The following is a 16,369-nucleotide window of genomic DNA, read 5'->3' as shown; positions in this document are numbered from 1 at the left end:
AACAGGAGCCCGTCATGGCCTTTCTCGACATCACCGTCATCCCGGTCCCGACCGCCAACAAGGCCGCCTATCTGGAGCATTCGCGCCAGTCGACGGTCTTCTTCAAGGAACAGGGCGCCCTGAAAGTCACCGAATGCTGGGGCGAGGACGTGCCTGACGGCAAGGTCACCGACTTCAAGAAGGCCGTTCAGCTCAAGACCGATGAGACCGTCGCAGTCGGCTGGATCACCTGGCCGGACAAGGCCACCCGCGACACGGCATGGGAGGTTCTGATGCAGGACGAGCGCATGATGAAGCTCGACATGCCGTTCGACGGCAAACGCATGATCTTTGCGGGCTTTGACGTCCTGATCGACGGCTAGGACGTCCGCACGCCGGGCCGGACGCCTCGTCCAAAAAAGGCACGGCGGGGAGCGGCTTGCGCTTTCCCGAAGTCGCGCGCTCGACGGGCGAGGCAGAGACGGGCAGACTGGGCATGTGCGCGTCCCTCCCGTTATCCAGTCCCTCCGCGAAGGCACGGCCGTCGCGCATCAACGCCTCGACGAGGCCGTCGACCTCGAGGTCCGGGTGCGCCGGGCGGACGACCGCCTCGGTCTGGTGCGGGCATTCTACCGATTTCATGCGGCGGCCGAGGCCGTCCTGCGGCGGTCACTGACGGGGGTCGACGGATATGATCCGGAGCGGGCCTCGCGGCTTCCCGTGCTCCGGTCCGACCTTCAGGCATTGGGGGCCGCCGAGCCCCCGGTAGACCTGATGCCAGATGGGGCAGACCGGGCCGAGGGTCTGGGGTGGCTCTATGTGGTCGAGGGCTCGGCTCTCGGGGGGCATGTCCTGTCGCGCCAGCTGTACGGCCAAGGTATCGATTTGACGGGGCTCGGGTTTTTGAGCTTTTATGGAGATGATGTCGGTGTTCGATGGCGTCAGGTGATGGCGATCATCGACCGCGAGGTCAGCACGCAACATGCCGATCCGGGACGCGTTGTCTCGGGTGCCCGGCACGCCTTCGACTTCGCCTTTTCCGTCCTTCGTTCCCCCGCTATCCCCCAGAACCCCCTGTATGATTGATGCCGCCAACCTGACCCTGACGGATTGCGATCGCGAGCCGATCCACATCCCGGGCGCCATCCAGCCGCACGGCCTTCTGTTCCGCCTCTCCGATTCCGGCGACGTCGTTCAGGGCGCCGGAGATATCGAAGCGCTGACCGGCGTTGACGACTGGCTGAACCGCTCGCTGGCCGACTTGATCGGGGCCGATCTCGCCCGCGCCGCGCGTCAGGTGGAGGCTGCCGTCTCGACCTTCGTCGGGCGTTGGCAGGACCAGGCCGGCGTTCCGCATGACGTCTCGGCCCTTCGTGGCCCGCAGGGCCTGCTCGTCGAACTGGAGCGGGCTTCGGACGAAGGCGTCATGTCGGTGGCCCGCATGGCGCAGCTGGACGAGGCCGCCGCCGCCTTCGAGCGCACCCGCACCCTCGATCAGCTGACGGACGAGGCCGCCCGCACCTTCCGCCGCCTGACCGGCTTTGACCGGGTCATGATCTACCGCTTCCTTGAGGATGACTCGGGCTGCGTGGTGGCCGAAGCCCATGCCGAGGGCATGGCGTCCTTCCTCAACCAGCACTTCCCCGCCGGCGACATTCCGCGTCAGGCCCGCGCCCTCTATGTGCAGAATCCGGTGCGGATCATCCCGGACGCCGGCTATACGCCCCGACCCCTCCGCCCGGCGGAGGGCGATCATCCGCTGGACCTCAGCGAATGCGTGCTGCGTAGCGTCTCGCCCGTCCACCTGAAGTATCTGCGGAATATGGGCGTCGGGGCCTCGGCCTCCATCTCGATCGTGATCGACGGCCGCCTGTGGGGTCTGGTCGCCTGCCACCACAACACTCCACGCCTGATGGACCGGGAAACGCGCGCCGTCGCCGCCGTTCTCGCCCGCAACCTCGCCCGCCAGATCCAGGGGCGGATGGAGGCGACCGCCTATCGCGAGCGCGTCGAACAGCGCCTGATGGAAGAGCGGCTGATTGCGGATTTGCCTCTCGATCAGACGCTGATTTATGGACTCGCGACCGAACTTCCCAGCCTGATGCGGCTGGTTGGAGCTACCGGCTTCGCGGTCGTGGGCGAACGCGACATCCACCAGACCGGCCTGACGCCTGACGCACGGGCCCTGGCCGACATGGCCGAGTGGCTGAGGGGCCGTCCGCACGGCCGGCTGGTCGTCAGTCGCTGCCTCGAGAAGCTGACGCCGCTGGGCAAGCCGTGGGTCCGCGAGGCCAGCGGTCTGGTCGGAGCGGTCGTGGCCGGGGCCGAACCGGTGTGCCTGCTCTGGTTCCGCGCCGAACATGTCGAGACGGTCCGCTGGGCCGGTGACCCCCACGCGGGCGTGCGCAACGGCCCGCCGTCGGCCCTGACGCCGCGCGCCTCGTTCGATGCCTGGGTGGAGACCGTTCAGGGCCAGTCCCGGCCCTGGACCCCGGCCGAGGTCGAATCCGCCCAGCGCTTCCGCGACGCCCTCGTGGAGTTCAGCGAAATCCGCGCGCTCAGGCGTCGCAACAGCAGTCTCGCGGCCGAGGTGGCCGACCGCGACCATCGACTGGTGCGCCAGGATTTCCTGTTGCGCGAGGTCAATCACCGGGTGCAGAACAGCCTCCAGCTGATCTCCAGCTTCCTCGGCCTGCAGGTGCGCGAGCATGGCGGCGGCCCGGGCGCTCCCGCGCTTGAGGAAGCGCGCCGGCGGGTCAAGGCGGTGTCGCTGGTGCACAGCCGCCTCTACCGGTCCGAGACGGTCGAGACGGTCGATCTGGCCCGCTATCTGTCCGAGCTGATCGACGACCTGGGCGAAGCTTCAGGCCCGGAGTGGGGCGACCACATCCGTACCGACCTTGCGCCGCTGGCCATCGAGCCGGAGCGCGCGGTGACCGTCGGCCTGATCTTCACCGAACTGGTGATCAACGCCCAGAAGTACGCCTATTCCGGCGAGCCGGGGCCGATCTCGGTGACGCTGGAACCGCTGGACTCGCGAGTCAGCCTGCGCGTCGCCGATCAGGGCAAGGGCGAGCACACCAAGGGCAAGGGCTTCGGCTCGCGCATGGTCGAGTCCATGGCCCAGCAGCTGGGCGGCAGCATGTCCTACAGCCGGGGCAAGACCGGGCTGACGGCCGACCTCATCATCCCCGCGCGTCTCGACAGCAACGAATAGAGGGGGTGGCCCCGCAGGGCCGTCCCGTCCCTAGCTGTCGAGGAACGACCGCAGCTTCCGCGACCGGCTGGGGTGCTTCAGCTTGCGCAGGGCCTTGGCCTCGATCTGACGGATCCGTTCGCGGGTCACGCTGAACTGCTGGCCGACCTCTTCGAGCGTGTGGTCGGTGTTCATGCCGATGCCGAAGCGCATGCGCAGCACCCGCTCCTCGCGCGGCGTCAGCGACGCCAGCACGCGCGTGGTGGTCTCGCGCAGGTTCGACTGGATGGCCGCGTCGATCGGCAGGACGGCGTTCTTGTCTTCGATGAAGTCGCCGAGGTGCGAATCTTCCTCGTCGCCGATCGGGGTCTCGAGCGAGATCGGCTCCTTGGCGATCTTCAGGACCTTGCGGACCTTCTCCAGCGGCATGGCCAGCTTCTCGGCCAGCTCTTCCGGGGTCGGCTCGCGGCCGATCTCGTGCAGCATCTGGCGGCTGGTGCGGACAATCTTGTTGATCGTCTCGATCATGTGCACCGGGATACGGATGGTGCGCGCCTGGTCGGCGATCGAGCGGGTGATCGCCTGCCGGATCCACCAGGTGGCATAGGTCGAGAACTTGTAGCCGCGGCGATACTCGAACTTGTCGACCGCCTTCATCAGGCCGATGTTGCCCTCCTGGATCAGGTCCAGGAACTGCAGGCCGCGGTTGGTGTATTTCTTGGCGATGGAAATCACGAGGCGCAGGTTGGCCTCGACCATTTCCTTCTTGGCCTGACGGGCCTCACGCTCGCCCTTCTGCACCTTCTGGACGATGCGGCGATAGTCGTCGATCGGCAGGCCGGCTTCCGAGGCCACGGCGGCGACGTCAGCGCGGATCTGGCCGATCTGGGCAGATTCGTTCTCGCTGAACTTGGTCCAGCGCACGCCCAGCTCCTTGACCCGCTCGCCCCACTCGGGGTCGAGCTCCGAGCCGAAATAGGCCTTCAGGAATTCGGGGCGCGAGATGCCATAGCTGTCGGCCAGGCGCAGCAGGCGGCCTTCCAGCGACATCAGACGCTTGTTGATCGCATACAGCTGGTCGACCAGAGCCTCGATGCGATTGTTGTTCAGCTTCATGGACTTGAGGCGATCCGAAATCGCCACCGACAGGCCCTCATAGGCCTTCTGGTCCTTGGCCGAGAGGGTTTCGCCCTTCAGACGGGCCTCGACCAACTTGTCCTGCAGCCGGCGGAAGGCGCCGAAGTCGTTGGCGACCTCGTCCAGCACTTCCATGACGCCGTCGCGCAGTTCGGCCTCTAGCGCCGAGATCGACATCCCGCCGCCGTCGTCGAAATCGTCCTCGTCCTCTTCTTCCTCGGCTTCCTTCTCCGCTTCCTCGGCGGTGCGCGGAGGCTTGGGCTGGCCGGGAATCGGCTGAGGCGGCTGGTTGTGCGGCAGGCTGGCGGGGTTCAGCACCCCATAGGTGGCGTCGAGGTCGATGACCTCGCGCAGCAGGATCCGGTTGTTCAGCAGTTCGTCGCGCCACACCATGATGGCCTCGAACGTCAGGGCGCTCTCGCACAGGCCCGAGATCATGGCGTCGCGGCCGGCCTCGATCCGCTTGGCGATGGCGATCTCGCCCTCGCGGCTCAGCAGTTCGACCGAGCCCATCTCGCGCAGATACATGCGCACGGGGTCGTCTGTGCGGTCATAGGTCGGCTTGGCGTCGGTCTCGGAGACGGAGGTCTCGGCCTTTTCGGCCACCTCGGTGCCCTGGGCGGCTTCGCCGTCCTCTTCGGCCTCGACGACATTGACGCCCATCTCGGATAGCATGGCCAAGGTGTCCTCGATCTGGTCGGGGGTCACCTCTTCGGACGGCAGGACCTTGTTCAGGTCCTCCATCGTCACATAGCCACGGGTCTTGGCCTGCTTGATGAATTTCTTGACGCCGGCATCGGTCAGATCGAGCAGGGGACCGTCGTTCGAGGTTTCGTTCTCCTGGGTGTCCGTCTGCGCGCTCATCCCGTTATCCGTCTCCGACCTGCCGCCGCACTGTGGCTAAACGGCACTATATGAACAGGAAAACGCCCGCGCCCTCGTTAGGCTCCTGCGGTGTCTTCCCAAAGGCTTCCCGACTTGATCGCACGCCGCAGGGCATCACGTTCCGCCTTCAGCTGTGTGAAGGCCGAACTGTCGAACGCCCGGTGGGCCTCCGACTTCGCCAGGGCCAGCGCCCGCTCCAACGCCGCGATGCGGGTCAGGGCTTCGAACGCCTGCGACCACAGGGTGCGGGCCTCGCCGAGGGGCAGGTCTTCTGCCAGGAAAGGCGCGCCGGACTTCGCCGCCGCCTTCTCGACCTCGTGCAACAGGGCCTCGTAACCCGATTGCGCCAGATGGCGATGAAGGGCACCAGAGTCAAGGGAGGAAGGGCCACTCAGCCGGTGTCCGACCATCGTCTGGGTCAGGCCCTCAAGCGCCGGATCGCCAAAGCCGGTCTCGGCCACGGTCTCCAGATGGGCGTCCAGTCGCTCGGGATCGGCCAGCGCGGCCAGGGCCAGGGCGGCCGCCATCGGCTCGATCGAGCGGTTGAAGGCATGCAGAGCCTCGGCGCCCTCGGGCGTCTGCCCCAGCGGGGCGGGGGGTGCACCCCGACGCCACTCACGCCCGGGACGGTCCGGGCGCCCTGCGGTGCGGGGGGAGCGACCGGGCATGACGGCATCGAACCGCTCGAACAGGTCGCGCCGATACTGTTCGGCCAGATCCCGGTCGGTGATCGCCTCGGTCGCCTGCCGCAGCCGGGCCTTCAGCCCCGCGCGCCGCTCGGGCGTGTCCAGCGGTTCGGCCTCGGCCTCCTTCTGAAACAGCACCTCGACGAAGGGCCGGGTCCGGGCCAGCGCCTCGCGCAGAGCCGGCGCCCCCGCCTCGCGCAACATGTCGTCGGGATCCCGGCCGTCGGTCAGCAGGCAGAAGCGGAAGCTCCGCCCCGGCTTCAGCAGCGGCAGGGCCCGTTCCACCGCCCGGCCGGCGGCCCGCTGCCCGGCCGCATCGCCGTCGAAGCACAGGATCGGCTCGGGCGTGACGCGCCACAGCCGCGCCATCTGCTCCTCGGTCAGGGCTGTGCCCATGGGCGCGACCGCCGGAATGCCCGCCCTCTGACAGGCGATCACATCCATATAGCCCTCGACGACCACCAGCCCCGCCTGTTTCGAGCTGCCCAGCAGTTTCCGGGCCTCGGGCATGCCGTACAGCGTCGCCCCCTTGTGGAAGAGCGGGCTCTCCGGGCCGTTCAGATATTTGGCCCGGTCGTCGGGATTCATCGCCCGGCCGCCGAAGCTGACCACTCGCCCGCGATCGTCCAGAATGGGGAAGATCAGCCGGTCGCGGAACCGGTCATAGGGCGATCCGCCGCCCTCGGGCGAGATCAGCAAACCGGCCTCGACCAGATCGCCCGGCGTCGCCCCCTTCTGGATCAGGGCGGTCTTCAGCCCCTCGCGGTCGTTGGGGGCATAGCCGAGGCCGAACCGCTCCCACTGGTCCTCGGGCAGGCCGCGCTTTTTCAGATACTCGCGCGTGCCCGTCCCGACCGAGCGGCGCAGATTGGCGGCGAACCACTTCATGGCCAGCTCGGTCCAGTCGAAAAGGGTGCTGCGGCGTTGCTCCTGGGCAGCGGCCTGTGGATCGGGCGCGGGCAGGGCCAGCCCCGCTTCATTGGCCAGCCGCTCGACCGCCTCGACAAAGCTCAGCCGCTCGGTTTCCTGCAGGAAGCTGATGATGTCGCCGTGCTTGCCCGAGCTGAAGTCGTGGAAGAAGCCCTTCTCGTCATTCACGAAAAACGACGGGGACTTTTCCTTGGTGAAGGGCGACAGGCCGACGAACTCCCGCCCCTGACGCTTCAGCTTCACCGTACGGCCGATCACGTCCGACGGTCGCAGCCGCGACTTCAGCTCCTCGATGTATCGTTCGTCGAACCTCACCGCGTCCCTATAGACCGGATTTCGCGCGCGCGGCAGGGACCTCGGGCGGTCCCGGCTGCCGCCCTAGCGCCAGATCGACCCGTCCGTCGCGCCGGCGCGGCCGACCTCGTAGATTTTCCGCATCGACTCGACGCTGAAGTCCAGCGGATCACCGGCGGTATCCTCCGGCAGGGTGGCATAGCGAAAGGCGATGCCGTTGCGCTCGGCGAAGGCCCGGTTGCCCGCCAGCGTATTGACCAGACTGGTCAGCATCAGGGTGTCGAGGCTGCGCTCCAGAACCCGGCCGAAACTGTCCTCGGTGACCTTGAAGGCCGGTCCCGTCCGGCCGTTGACGATCACATGGATGCGCCCCCCGTTCAGGGCCCCGGTCTCGTCGTGGAAGGACCAGAAGGTCTCCGGCAGGGCGAGGAAGGGCGTGGCCACCCCGCCGTCGACATGCATCTCCTCGAACTGCTGGCCGTCGCCCTCGGAGGGGATCAGCACGGGCGGGAAGGCGCCCGGCACGCTGGCCGAGGCGATCAGGACATTGCGGAACAGGGCCAGGGCCTCGGGTCCACCCCGCTGCGCGATGGCGCCGAGGTCCCAGACGACGCCCCGCTGCGCATCCAGGTCGGTCGTCGCCACCAGCAACAGACGCCCCTTGGCGGCCTCTGCGGCGACAGCCTCGACCACCGCCTCATCGATATAGCGCTCGACCAGTTCGCGCAGGGGATCGCCCTTGTAGAGGCCCGAGCCGAAGAACGCCCCCAATCCCTGCGGCTGCAGCAGATTGCTGGCCGCGCCCCCCGTATAGGCCTCGGCCAGCTCATCATCCCAGTCTGGGCCAAGGAAGACGAACGGAGCGGCCAGTGCGCCGGTCGAGACGCCGGTCACGACCTCCATGTCTGGGCGCTCGCCCGAAGCGGTCCATCCCGCCACCACGCCCGCCCCGAAGGCGCCGTTCGACCCGCCGCCGGACAGGGCGACCAGGTCCAGATGGCCGTCGGGACCGATGGGAACGCCCTCGCGCAGCCGGGCCTCGAACACGCCCACCTGATCGGGATCGTCCAGATAGAAGCGATAGGGGTCGCTCTCGGGCGCCTTGAGGCCCATCGGCATCGCGCCCATGCGCGCCTCGGGTCCGAAGCTGGAGCGCTCACCGCTGACGCAGGCGCCGGTGGCCAGCACGAGACAGGCGATGAGGGCGAGGCGAACCATGGGGTCTCCCTTCGCGGATCAGACGACCGGGGCCGCAGCCCCCGTCCGAACTAGGCCATCAGCTTACGGAAGCGCTCGAAAAGATACAGGCTGTCGGTCGGCCCGGGGCTGGCCTCGGGGTGGTGCTGGACGCTGAACACCGGCTTGTCCTTGAGCGCGATGCCGCAATTGGTGCCGTCGAACAGGCTGACGTGGGTCTCGGTCACAGCGTCGGGCAGGCTGTCGCGGTCCACGGTGAAGCCGTGGTTCATCGAGACGATCTCGACCTTGCCGGTGGTCAGGTCCTTGACCGGGTGATTGGCCCCGTGGTGTCCCTGATCCATCTTGATGGTCTTTGCGCCCATGGCGAGCGCCAGCATCTGGTGCCCCAGACAGATGCCCATCACCGGCGTCCCCGAGGCCACCAGCTTTTGGATTTCCGGCACGGCATATTCGCCGGTCGCGGCCGGGTCGCCCGGGCCGTTCGACAGGACCACGCCGTCCGGCTTGCGGGCCAGAATGTCCTCGGCCGCCGTGGTGGCCGGCACCACGGTGATCTTCGCGCCCGTCGAGGCCAGCGCCCGCAGGATGTTCTTCTTCACGCCATAGTCGATGACCACGACCGACTTGTCGGCCGCGTCGACCCGGGGATAGCCCTCGGGCCAGTCCCACAGCCCCTGATCCCAGTCGAAGGCCTGCAGCGTCGAGGCGTCCTTGGCCAGATCCAGCCCGACCAGACCTTGCCAGGCCTGCGCCTGCGCGATCAGGGCGTCCAGATCGAACTGGCCGTCGGCGCTGTGGGCGATCACCGCGTGCGGGGCGCCGCTCTCGCGGATACGGGCCGTCAGGGAGCGGGTGTCGACGCCGGCCAGTCCGACGACATTGCGGCTCTTCATCCAGGCGTCGAACGACTGTCCCGAGCGCCAGTTGGCCGGCGCGGTCGGCACGTCGCGGAAGATGGCCCCGCGCGCCGAGGTGGCCGCGCTCTCGCCCATCTGCTCCACATCCTCGGCATTCACGCCGACATTGCCGACGTGCGGGAAGGTGAAGGCCAGGATCTGGCTCATGTAGGAGGGGTCGGTCAGGATTTCCTGATAGCCGGTCATGGCGGTGTTGAAGACTACCTCGCCAAGGGCCGCGCCCTCTGCGCCGCAGCCGAGGCCCTGCAGAATGGTACCATCAGCGAGCGCCAGCACGCCGGTTACGCCGGGAAGGGTTCGGGTCATGGCGGCATCCTATCGCGGAGTTCGCCCCCGCGCACCCGTCGCGTATCGACAGGGGCCGGAAGCGGCAGGGTGTTAGGAGGCCCGGACCGCGCGGTCAACCGGCACCGTTACAGGCTCAGCTTTTCCATGGGGGCAAAGACGGCGTGGGTGGCCCCGCCCTCGTGGGCGGCGGGGGCCCATTCCGGCCGCAGATTGACCAGCAGAACCTGGGGCACGACCTGCCGCGCGACAGAAATCAGGTCCCGCGCGCCGCTCTTGCCGTCCGCCGACACATGATCGACCCCGGCGAAGTCGAGGGTGATACAGGCGGCGTGAATGCCCGCCAGCTGGCGGACCAGACCGGGGTCGGGCGCCGCATGCAGGATCATGCCGATCGGCCCGGTCCGGAACTGTTCGACCACCTCGGCCACGGCATCGAGACGCGAGCTCTCGGCCCCGCCCATGATCTCGAGCGACAGGCCGGTCGGCTGGGCCTCGTCGTGGGTTCCGGCGTACAGCAGGGCAAACCGACCGTGGCTGGTGGCCAGCGTCCGCCAGAACACCGGCAACACCCCGGTCAGCCCCGGCGTGCGCCTGAGCAGGGTCACCCCCATGCGCAGCGTCTGCAGATCGATCCGCCTCAGGTCTGATCCTTCCAGCGTCCCGCGCCCGAACAGGCTGAGGCCCGCCTGTCCCCCCGTGTGCCGGATGATCCGGCGCACGCGCCGCGACACCGCCTGACCCGTATCGAGGTCGACGATGTCCTGGGCGATCAGGCTGATGGACAGGCCGCGTCGCCCGCGGCTGGTCAGGCTGAAACTGGCCTCTTCCGGCTGATAGCGACGGGGGGGCTGCGACGGGTTGGCCGTCCCGATGAGGTTGGGGTCTGTCAGTCCGGCCCTGTCCTGAGGACCGTAGGGGAAGAGGGCCATGGGTCACCCTCCAGGTGACAACCGGGTTTCCGGCTCATGCAGCTTGAGGCTGCACTCTGAAGGAAGGTTCAAGAAACCCGGTGAATCCACCATTCACCCTGTCGGAGGTCAGGGGATGATCGGCTGGCCGTCCCAGGCGAACACCTTGCCGGTGTCGGCGGGCGAGAGCGCGGCCGTGACCGCCAGCAACTGGTCCGCCGCCCGCGCGGGCGTGAACAGCTTGTCCGGCGCGACCCCGGCCTGAAAGGGCGCACTCAGATCGGTCGCTACCGTGCCCGGGTGCAGACCCACGACAATGCCTTCGCGATGGGTGCGGGCATGTTCAATGGCCAGATTCCGGATCAGCATGTTCAGCGCCGCCTTGGACGCCCGATAGGCGTGCCAGCCGCCCAGTCGGTTGTCGCCGATCGAGCCCACCCGCGCCGACAGGGCGCCGAACACCGACCGGCCGGTGCGCGGCATGAGCGGCAGGAAATGTTTGGCCACCAGCGCCGGCCCCACGGCATTCAGCCGGTAGTCCCGCAGCAGATGCTCGGCCGAGAGCGCCCGATAGGTCCGCTCGGGCGCATGGTCGCCATGCAGTACGCCGGTCGCCACGAGCACGAGGGCAGGGGGCGGCCCGTCCGCCACGCCCTGCGCCGCCGCCGCGATCGAGGCCTCGTCCTCAAGGTCCAGCCCGGTCCGGGACCGGGACAGGGCATGCACCACGGCATGCCCCCCTGCCGTCTCCAGCGCCTCGACCAGCGCCGCCCCGATTCCGCCCGAGGCGCCGATCACGACTGCAGATGTCTCGCTCATCACCTCTCCCAAGAAACGGACGCCGGTGCTAGGCAGCGCCCATGCCCATCACCACCCTCGGCCTCGATGCCGACGACACCCTCTGGCACAATGAGACGATCTTTCGCCTCACCCAGGCCCGGTTTCTCGACCTTCTGACCGATCACGACAATGCGGTGATCTCGCACAGGCTGGCCGAGGTCGAGCGCCGCAACCTCCGACTCTACGGCTATGGGGTGAAGGGGTTCACCCTGTCGATGATCGAGACGGCCATGGAGCTGTGCGACGGCAACCCCCCGTCCTCGGCCATACGCGAAATCCTGGCCGCCGGACGGGAAATGCTGTCTCATCCCGTCGAGACCCTGCCCGGTGTCGCCGAGACCCTGGCGCACCTGACCGACACCTACCGGCTGGTGCTGGTGACCAAGGGCGACCTGATGGATCAGGAACGCAAGCTGGCCGCCTCGGGTCTGGGCGAGCTGTTCTCGGGCGTCGAGATCGTCTCGGAGAAGGACCGCTCCACCTATGAGCGGGTCTTTGCCCGCCACGGCACCGGTCCGGAAGAGGGCGTCATGGTCGGCAATTCCATGCGCTCCGACGTGCTGCCGGCGCTCGAGGCCGGCGCCTGGGGGGTGCACATTCCCTATGAGGTCACCTGGGCCCACGAACTGGCCGACGCCCCCGAGGGGCACCCCCGCTATGTCACCCTGGCCCGCTTCGACGAGCTGCCGGAATGGCTGGCGCGGATTGATCGCGATCCGGGCTGATTCAGGCCTTGCTAGCGGCGGCCCGCGTCTTTAGACCGGCCGCTTAACCGACAACCAGATGCGACCGCGCCGGGCCCCGCCCGCGGCGCGTCTTCGCGCGCCAGAGGACAGGCCCTTCGTGACCGCTGCCGATATCCCGCATGACGAGCGTGATGCCATGATCCGGGCGGCCCTGGCGGAGCACGGCGACAGCGGCGTCACCCCGCGTCACACCCTGTTCTACTTCTACGGCGAAGGCGACCACGACGACCTGAATGAGGTGGCCCGCCGGGCCGGCTTCGTTACGCGCGGCGCCGACGACTCGACCATTCTGGAAACGACCATGGCGGTGGACGAGACCTCGTTCGCGCCCGTTTCCGCCATGATGCAATCCTGGGCCGCGGCCTTCCAGCTCGACTATGACGGCTGGGAGTGTGCGGTCGTGACGAACTGACAAGAAGAGGCCCGCGATGCCCAGACGCACAGACATCCAGTCGATCCTGATCATCGGCGCCGGCCCGATCGTCATCGGCCAGGCCTGCGAATTCGATTATTCGGGCGTGCAGGCCTGCAAGGCGCTGAAGGCCGAGGGCTACCGGGTCATTCTGGTGAACTCGAACCCCGCCACCATCATGACCGATCCGGAGGTGGCCGACGCCACCTATATCGAGCCGATCACGCCCGAGTTCGTCGAGAAGATCCTCGAGAAGGAGCGGCCCGACGCCCTCCTGCCGACCATGGGCGGCCAGACGGCGCTGAACACGGCCCTTGCCCTCGAGCGGTCGGGCGCGCTGGCCCGTCTGGGCGTCGAGATGATCGGGGCCCGCGCCGAGGTGATCGACAAGGCCGAGGATCGCCAGAAATTCCGCGACGCCATGGACAAGCTGGGTCTGGAAAGCCCCCGCTCGCGCGCCATCCATCACATCGACGAGGCCGAGGACGCCCTCGCCTTCGTCGGCCTGCCCGCCATCGTGCGCCCGTCCTTCACCTTGGCCGGAACCGGCGGCGGGATCGCCTACAATGTCGAGGAATTCCGCGAGATCGTCGAGCGCGGCCTCGACCTGTCGCCGACCACCGAGGTGCTGATCGAGGAAAGCGTCCTTGGCTGGAAGGAGTATGAGATGGAGGTCGTCCGCGACAAGGCGGACAACTGCATCATCATCTGCTCGATCGAGAACGTCGATCCGATGGGCGTCCACACGGGCGATTCCATCACCGTCGCCCCCGCGCTCACCCTGACCGACAAGGAATATCAGCGGATGCGCACGGGCTCGATCAACGTCCTGCGCGAGATCGGGGTCGAGACCGGGGGTTCGAACGTCCAGTGGGCCATCAATCCCGACGACGGCCGCATGGTGGTGATCGAGATGAACCCGCGCGTGTCGCGCTCCTCGGCGCTGGCGTCCAAGGCCACCGGCTTTCCGATCGCCAAGGTCGCGGCCCGTCTGGCGGTCGGCTACACCCTCGACGAACTGACCAATGACATCACCGGCGTGACCCCGGCCTCGTTCGAGCCCTCGATCGACTATGTGGTCACCAAGATCCCCCGTTTCGCCTTCGAGAAATACCCCGGCTCAGAGCCCCTGCTGTCCACCTCGATGAAGTCGGTGGGCGAGGTCATGGCCATCGGCCGGACCTTCCAGGAATCGATGCAGAAGGCCCTGCGCGGGCTGGAAACCGGCCTGTCGGGCTTCGACGAGATCGAGATCGACGGCACCACCGACACCGACGACGACAGCGCCATCCGGGCTGCCGTGGTCCGCGCGCTGGGCACGCCTACGCCGGACCGCATCCGCGTCATCGCCCAGGCCTTCCGCCACGGCCTGACGGTCGAGGAAGTCCAGGCCGCCTGTTCGTACGAGCCGTGGTTCCTGCGCCAGATCGCCGACATCGTGCGCGAGGAAGGCCATCTGCGGGTCCGCGGCCTGCCGAGCGAGGCGCGCGCCTTCCGGCAGTTGAAGGCCAAGGGCTTCTCCGATGCCCGCATTGCCGCCCTGACCGGTACCACCGAGGCCGCCGTCCGCAAGGCCCGTCGCGGGCTGGACGTCCGCCCGGTGTTCAAGCGCATCGACACCTGCGCCGCCGAGTTCGCCTCGGCCACCGCCTATATGTATTCGACCTATGAGACCGGCGCGTTCGGCCAGGTGCCCGAGTGTGAGTCGCGCCCCTCGGACCGCAGGAAGGCGATCATCCTGGGCGGCGGTCCCAACCGGATCGGCCAGGGGATCGAGTTCGACTATTGCTGCTGTCACGCGGCCTTTGCCTTTGCCGAGATCGACGTCGAGTCGATCATGGTCAACTGCAACCCCGAGACGGTCTCGACCGACTATGACACTTCCGACCGCCTCTATTTCGAGCCGCTGACGGCCGAGGACGTGCTGGAGCTCATCGACGTCGAGCGGTCGAAGGGCGAACTGGCGGGCGTGGTCGTCCAGTTCGGCGGCCAGACCCCGCTCAAGCTGGCCCATGCCCTGCAGGAAGACGGCGTGCCCATCCTCGGCACCTCGGTCGACTCCATCGACCTGGCCGAAGACCGTGAGCGCTTCCAGCAGATGCTGAACGATATCGGCCTGATGCAGCCGCCCAACGCCCTGGCCCGCTCGGCCGAGGAGGCCGCCGCCAAGGCCGAACAGGTCGGCTATCCGGTCGTGCTCCGCCCCTCCTATGTGCTGGGCGGCCGCGGCATGATGATCGTCCACGACCGCGAACAGCTGGACCGCTATGTCCACGAGGCGATGAAGGTCTCGGGCGACGATCCGGTCCTGATCGACCACTATCTGAATCGCGCAACCGAGGTCGATGTGGACGCCCTGTGCGATGACGAAACCGTCTTCGTGGCCGGCGTGCTGGAGCATATCGAGGAAGCCGGAGTTCACTCGGGCGACAGCGCCTGCTCCATGCCCCCCTATTCCCTGTCGAAGGAAGTGGTGGCCGAGCTGATGCGTCAGACCGAGGCCATGGCCCGCGCGCTCAAGGTGCGCGGTCTGATGAACGTCCAGTTCGCAATCGAGGAGCCGCACTCGGACAATCCGCGCATCTTCGTGCTGGAGGTCAATCCGCGCGCCAGCCGCACGGCCCCGTTCGTCGCCAAGACCATCGGCCAGCCGATCGCGGCCATCGCGGCCAAGGTGATGGCCGGGGAGCCGCTGGCCTCCTTCGGGCTGGAGCACCGCCCCTATGACCATATCGCGGTCAAGGAAGCGGTCTTCCCCTTCGCCCGCTTCGCCGGCGTCGACACGGTCCTCGGGCCCGAGATGCGCTCGACCGGCGAGGTCATGGGCCTCGACTGGAAGCGCGAGGGCGAACCCGACATGGCCGAGGCCTTTGCCCGCGCCTTTGCCAAGAGCCAGATCGGCGGCGGCACCACCCTGCCGGTCAAGGGCTGTGCCTTCGTCTCGGTCAAGGATTCCGACAAGCCCTTCATCGTCGAGCCGGTGACCCTGCTGCTGAAACAGGGCTTTGACGTCATCGCCACCGGCGGCACCCATGCCTGGCTGGTCCAGCAAGGCCTGCCCGTGGGCCATGTGAAGAAGGTGCTGGAAGGCCGTCCGAACGTGGTCGACGCCATGAAGAACGGCGAGGTCCAGCTGGTCTTCAACACCACCGAGGGCAAGCAGTCCCTGCAGGACAGCTTCAGCCTCCGCCGCACGGCCCTGATGATGAAAATCCCCTATTACACCACGACCGCCGGCGCCCTTGCGGCCGTCCAGGCGATCGCGGCCATCCGCAACGACGATCTGGACGTCCGCCCGCTGCAGGCTTACGCCTGACAGAAGTTTAACGGGACAACGGCCTCCCCGGCTGGCCTGATGGGTCGGGGAGGGACGTCATGGTGAGACGACAGCGGATTGGAGCGGGATTCTACGCCCAGCTCTTCGGGCTGATGGTCCTGACGTTCGTGGTGCACGAGGCCGGCCATTGGGCTGCAGGCCGCGCCCTGGGCTACGAGGCCTATTTCAGCCTGAACAGCGCGGGCGTGCGCGACCCGTCGATTCCTGTCGAACACATGATCGCCGTCCGCGCCGGCGGCGTGGTCGTGACGCTGCTTCAGGCCCTGCTGGGGCTGGCGCTGGTCCTGACACGCGGCAGTCTCGCGGCCTACGCGGTCCTGTTCTCGGCGGCCTTCATGCGCTTCATGGCCGCGGTCATGACGATGATGCAGCCGAACGACGAGGCCGCCATCACCCTGGCGATGGGGTGGGGACGGTGGTCGGGCCATGCCCTTGTGGTCGCTGTACTGGTCGGGATGACGATCTGGGGTGCCCGCCACCTCCGGATCGGGTGGAAGGCCAATCTTCTGGCCTGGGCAGTCGCCAGCGTGGCCGTTACCGCCGTGGTCGGGCTGGACATGGCCTTGCAAGGCGGGCTTTGATCCGGACATCACCCCTCCAGCGCGTCGGATGTC

The 16,369-nt window shown here is 67.7% G+C and carries 13 protein-coding genes; 7 read left to right on the top strand and 6 right to left on the bottom strand.

Features of this window, described 5'->3' with window-relative positions; all coding sequences use genetic code 11:
* Nucleotides 1–14: 14 nt before the first annotated feature.
* The 3 genes from LC068_RS06035 (at nt 15) to LC068_RS06025 (ending at nt 3,196) form a co-directional block, all read left to right on the top strand.
* Nucleotides 15–362: a DUF1428 domain-containing protein gene (locus LC068_RS06035; RefSeq protein WP_209117223.1), complete on the top strand. Its 348-nt coding sequence runs from the start codon at nt 15–17 to the stop codon at nt 360–362.
* 115 nt (nt 363–477) lie between these two features.
* Nucleotides 478–1,065, top strand: coding sequence for a biliverdin-producing heme oxygenase (locus LC068_RS06030; RefSeq protein WP_226635351.1), 588 nt, complete (start codon nt 478–480; stop codon nt 1,063–1,065).
* Nucleotides 1,058–3,196 (top strand): histidine kinase dimerization/phosphoacceptor domain -containing protein, encoded by a 2,139-nt coding sequence (locus LC068_RS06025; RefSeq protein ID WP_226635349.1) that lies wholly within the window; start codon nt 1,058–1,060, stop codon nt 3,194–3,196. The genes LC068_RS06030 and LC068_RS06025 overlap by 8 nt, the downstream gene beginning before the upstream one ends.
* 30 nt (nt 3,197–3,226) lie before the next feature.
* On the opposite strand, the gene rpoD is transcribed toward LC068_RS06025, so the two are convergent.
* From rpoD to LC068_RS05995, 6 genes are all read right to left on the bottom strand, one after another.
* A complete protein-coding gene (gene rpoD, locus LC068_RS06020; RefSeq protein WP_226635347.1) occupies nt 3,227–5,176 on the bottom strand; it encodes an RNA polymerase sigma factor RpoD in 1,950 nt (649 codons plus the stop codon).
* Nucleotides 5,177–5,253: 77 nt separating this feature from the next.
* Nucleotides 5,254–7,128, bottom strand: a complete 1,875-nt coding sequence (dnaG, locus tag LC068_RS06015) for a DNA primase (protein ID WP_226635345.1) — start codon at nt 7,126–7,128, stop codon at nt 5,254–5,256.
* Between the two features lie 63 nt (nt 7,129–7,191).
* Nucleotides 7,192–8,325, bottom strand: a complete 1,134-nt coding sequence (locus LC068_RS06010) for a patatin-like phospholipase family protein (protein ID WP_226635343.1) — start codon at nt 8,323–8,325, stop codon at nt 7,192–7,194.
* A gap of 50 nt (nt 8,326–8,375) precedes the next feature.
* The gene (gene carA / locus LC068_RS06005) at nt 8,376–9,530 is read right to left on the bottom strand and encodes a glutamine-hydrolyzing carbamoyl-phosphate synthase small subunit (protein WP_226635341.1); all 1,155 of its coding nucleotides are present in this window, start codon (nt 9,528–9,530) and stop codon (nt 8,376–8,378) included.
* 107 nt (nt 9,531–9,637) lie between these two features.
* Nucleotides 9,638–10,441, bottom strand: a complete 804-nt coding sequence (locus tag LC068_RS06000; RefSeq protein ID WP_226635339.1) for a hypothetical protein — start codon at nt 10,439–10,441, stop codon at nt 9,638–9,640.
* A 108-nt stretch (nt 10,442–10,549) separates the two neighbouring features.
* Nucleotides 10,550–11,239 carry an SDR family NAD(P)-dependent oxidoreductase gene (locus LC068_RS05995; RefSeq protein ID WP_226635337.1) on the bottom strand — a complete coding sequence of 230 codons (690 nt, stop codon included), beginning with the start codon at nt 11,237–11,239 and terminating at the stop codon, nt 10,550–10,552.
* A gap of 41 nt (nt 11,240–11,280) precedes the next feature.
* On the opposite strand from LC068_RS05995, the gene LC068_RS05990 reads away from it, so the two are divergent.
* The 4 genes from LC068_RS05990 to LC068_RS05975 all read left to right on the top strand — a co-directional run bounded on the left by LC068_RS05990 (nt 11,281) and on the right by LC068_RS05975 (nt 16,336).
* Nucleotides 11,281–11,985, top strand: a complete 705-nt coding sequence (locus LC068_RS05990) for an HAD family hydrolase (protein ID WP_226635335.1) — start codon at nt 11,281–11,283, stop codon at nt 11,983–11,985.
* 118 nt (nt 11,986–12,103) lie between these two features.
* Nucleotides 12,104–12,418 (top strand): ribonuclease E inhibitor RraB, encoded by a 315-nt coding sequence (locus LC068_RS05985; protein WP_226635333.1) that lies wholly within the window; start codon nt 12,104–12,106, stop codon nt 12,416–12,418.
* 16 nt (nt 12,419–12,434) lie between these two features.
* Nucleotides 12,435–15,734, top strand: coding sequence for a carbamoyl-phosphate synthase large subunit (gene carB / locus LC068_RS05980; protein ID WP_226635332.1), 3,300 nt, complete (start codon nt 12,435–12,437; stop codon nt 15,732–15,734).
* A gap of 59 nt (nt 15,735–15,793) precedes the next feature.
* Entirely contained in the window at nt 15,794–16,336 is a 543-nt protein-coding gene (locus LC068_RS05975) for a hypothetical protein (RefSeq protein ID WP_226635329.1), read from the top strand.
* Nucleotides 16,337–16,369: the final 33 nt, after the last annotated feature.

The organism is Brevundimonas poindexterae, assembly GCF_020524625.1.
Classification (GTDB): domain Bacteria; phylum Pseudomonadota; class Alphaproteobacteria; order Caulobacterales; family Caulobacteraceae; genus Brevundimonas; species Brevundimonas poindexterae_A.
The sequence above is the reverse complement of the archived record's forward strand: the minus strand, read 5'-3'. Positions and strand labels throughout refer to the sequence as shown.

Bases quoted from the DNA above. Each gene is read 5' to 3' on its own strand.
- LC068_RS06035 (WP_209117223.1), top strand. From the start codon at position 15: ATGGCCTTTCTCGACATCACCGTCATCCCGGTCCCGACCGCCAACAAG.
- LC068_RS06025 (WP_226635349.1), top strand. From the start codon at position 1,058: ATGATTGATGCCGCCAACCTGACCCTGACGGATTGCGATCGCGAGCCG.
- rpoD (WP_226635347.1), bottom strand. From the start codon at position 5,176: ATGAGCGCGCAGACGGACACCCAGGAGAACGAAACCTCGAACGACGGT.
- LC068_RS06010 (WP_226635343.1), bottom strand. From the start codon at position 8,325: ATGGTTCGCCTCGCCCTCATCGCCTGTCTCGTGCTGGCCACCGGCGCC.
- carA (WP_226635341.1), bottom strand. From the start codon at position 9,530: ATGACCCGAACCCTTCCCGGCGTAACCGGCGTGCTGGCGCTCGCTGAT.
- LC068_RS06000 (WP_226635339.1), bottom strand. From the start codon at position 10,441: ATGGCCCTCTTCCCCTACGGTCCTCAGGACAGGGCCGGACTGACAGAC.
- LC068_RS05995 (WP_226635337.1), bottom strand. From the start codon at position 11,239: ATGAGCGAGACATCTGCAGTCGTGATCGGCGCCTCGGGCGGAATCGGG.
- LC068_RS05990 (WP_226635335.1), top strand. From the start codon at position 11,281: ATGCCCATCACCACCCTCGGCCTCGATGCCGACGACACCCTCTGGCAC.
- carB (WP_226635332.1), top strand. From the start codon at position 12,435: ATGCCCAGACGCACAGACATCCAGTCGATCCTGATCATCGGCGCCGGC.
- LC068_RS05975 (WP_226635329.1), top strand. From the start codon at position 15,794: ATGGTGAGACGACAGCGGATTGGAGCGGGATTCTACGCCCAGCTCTTC.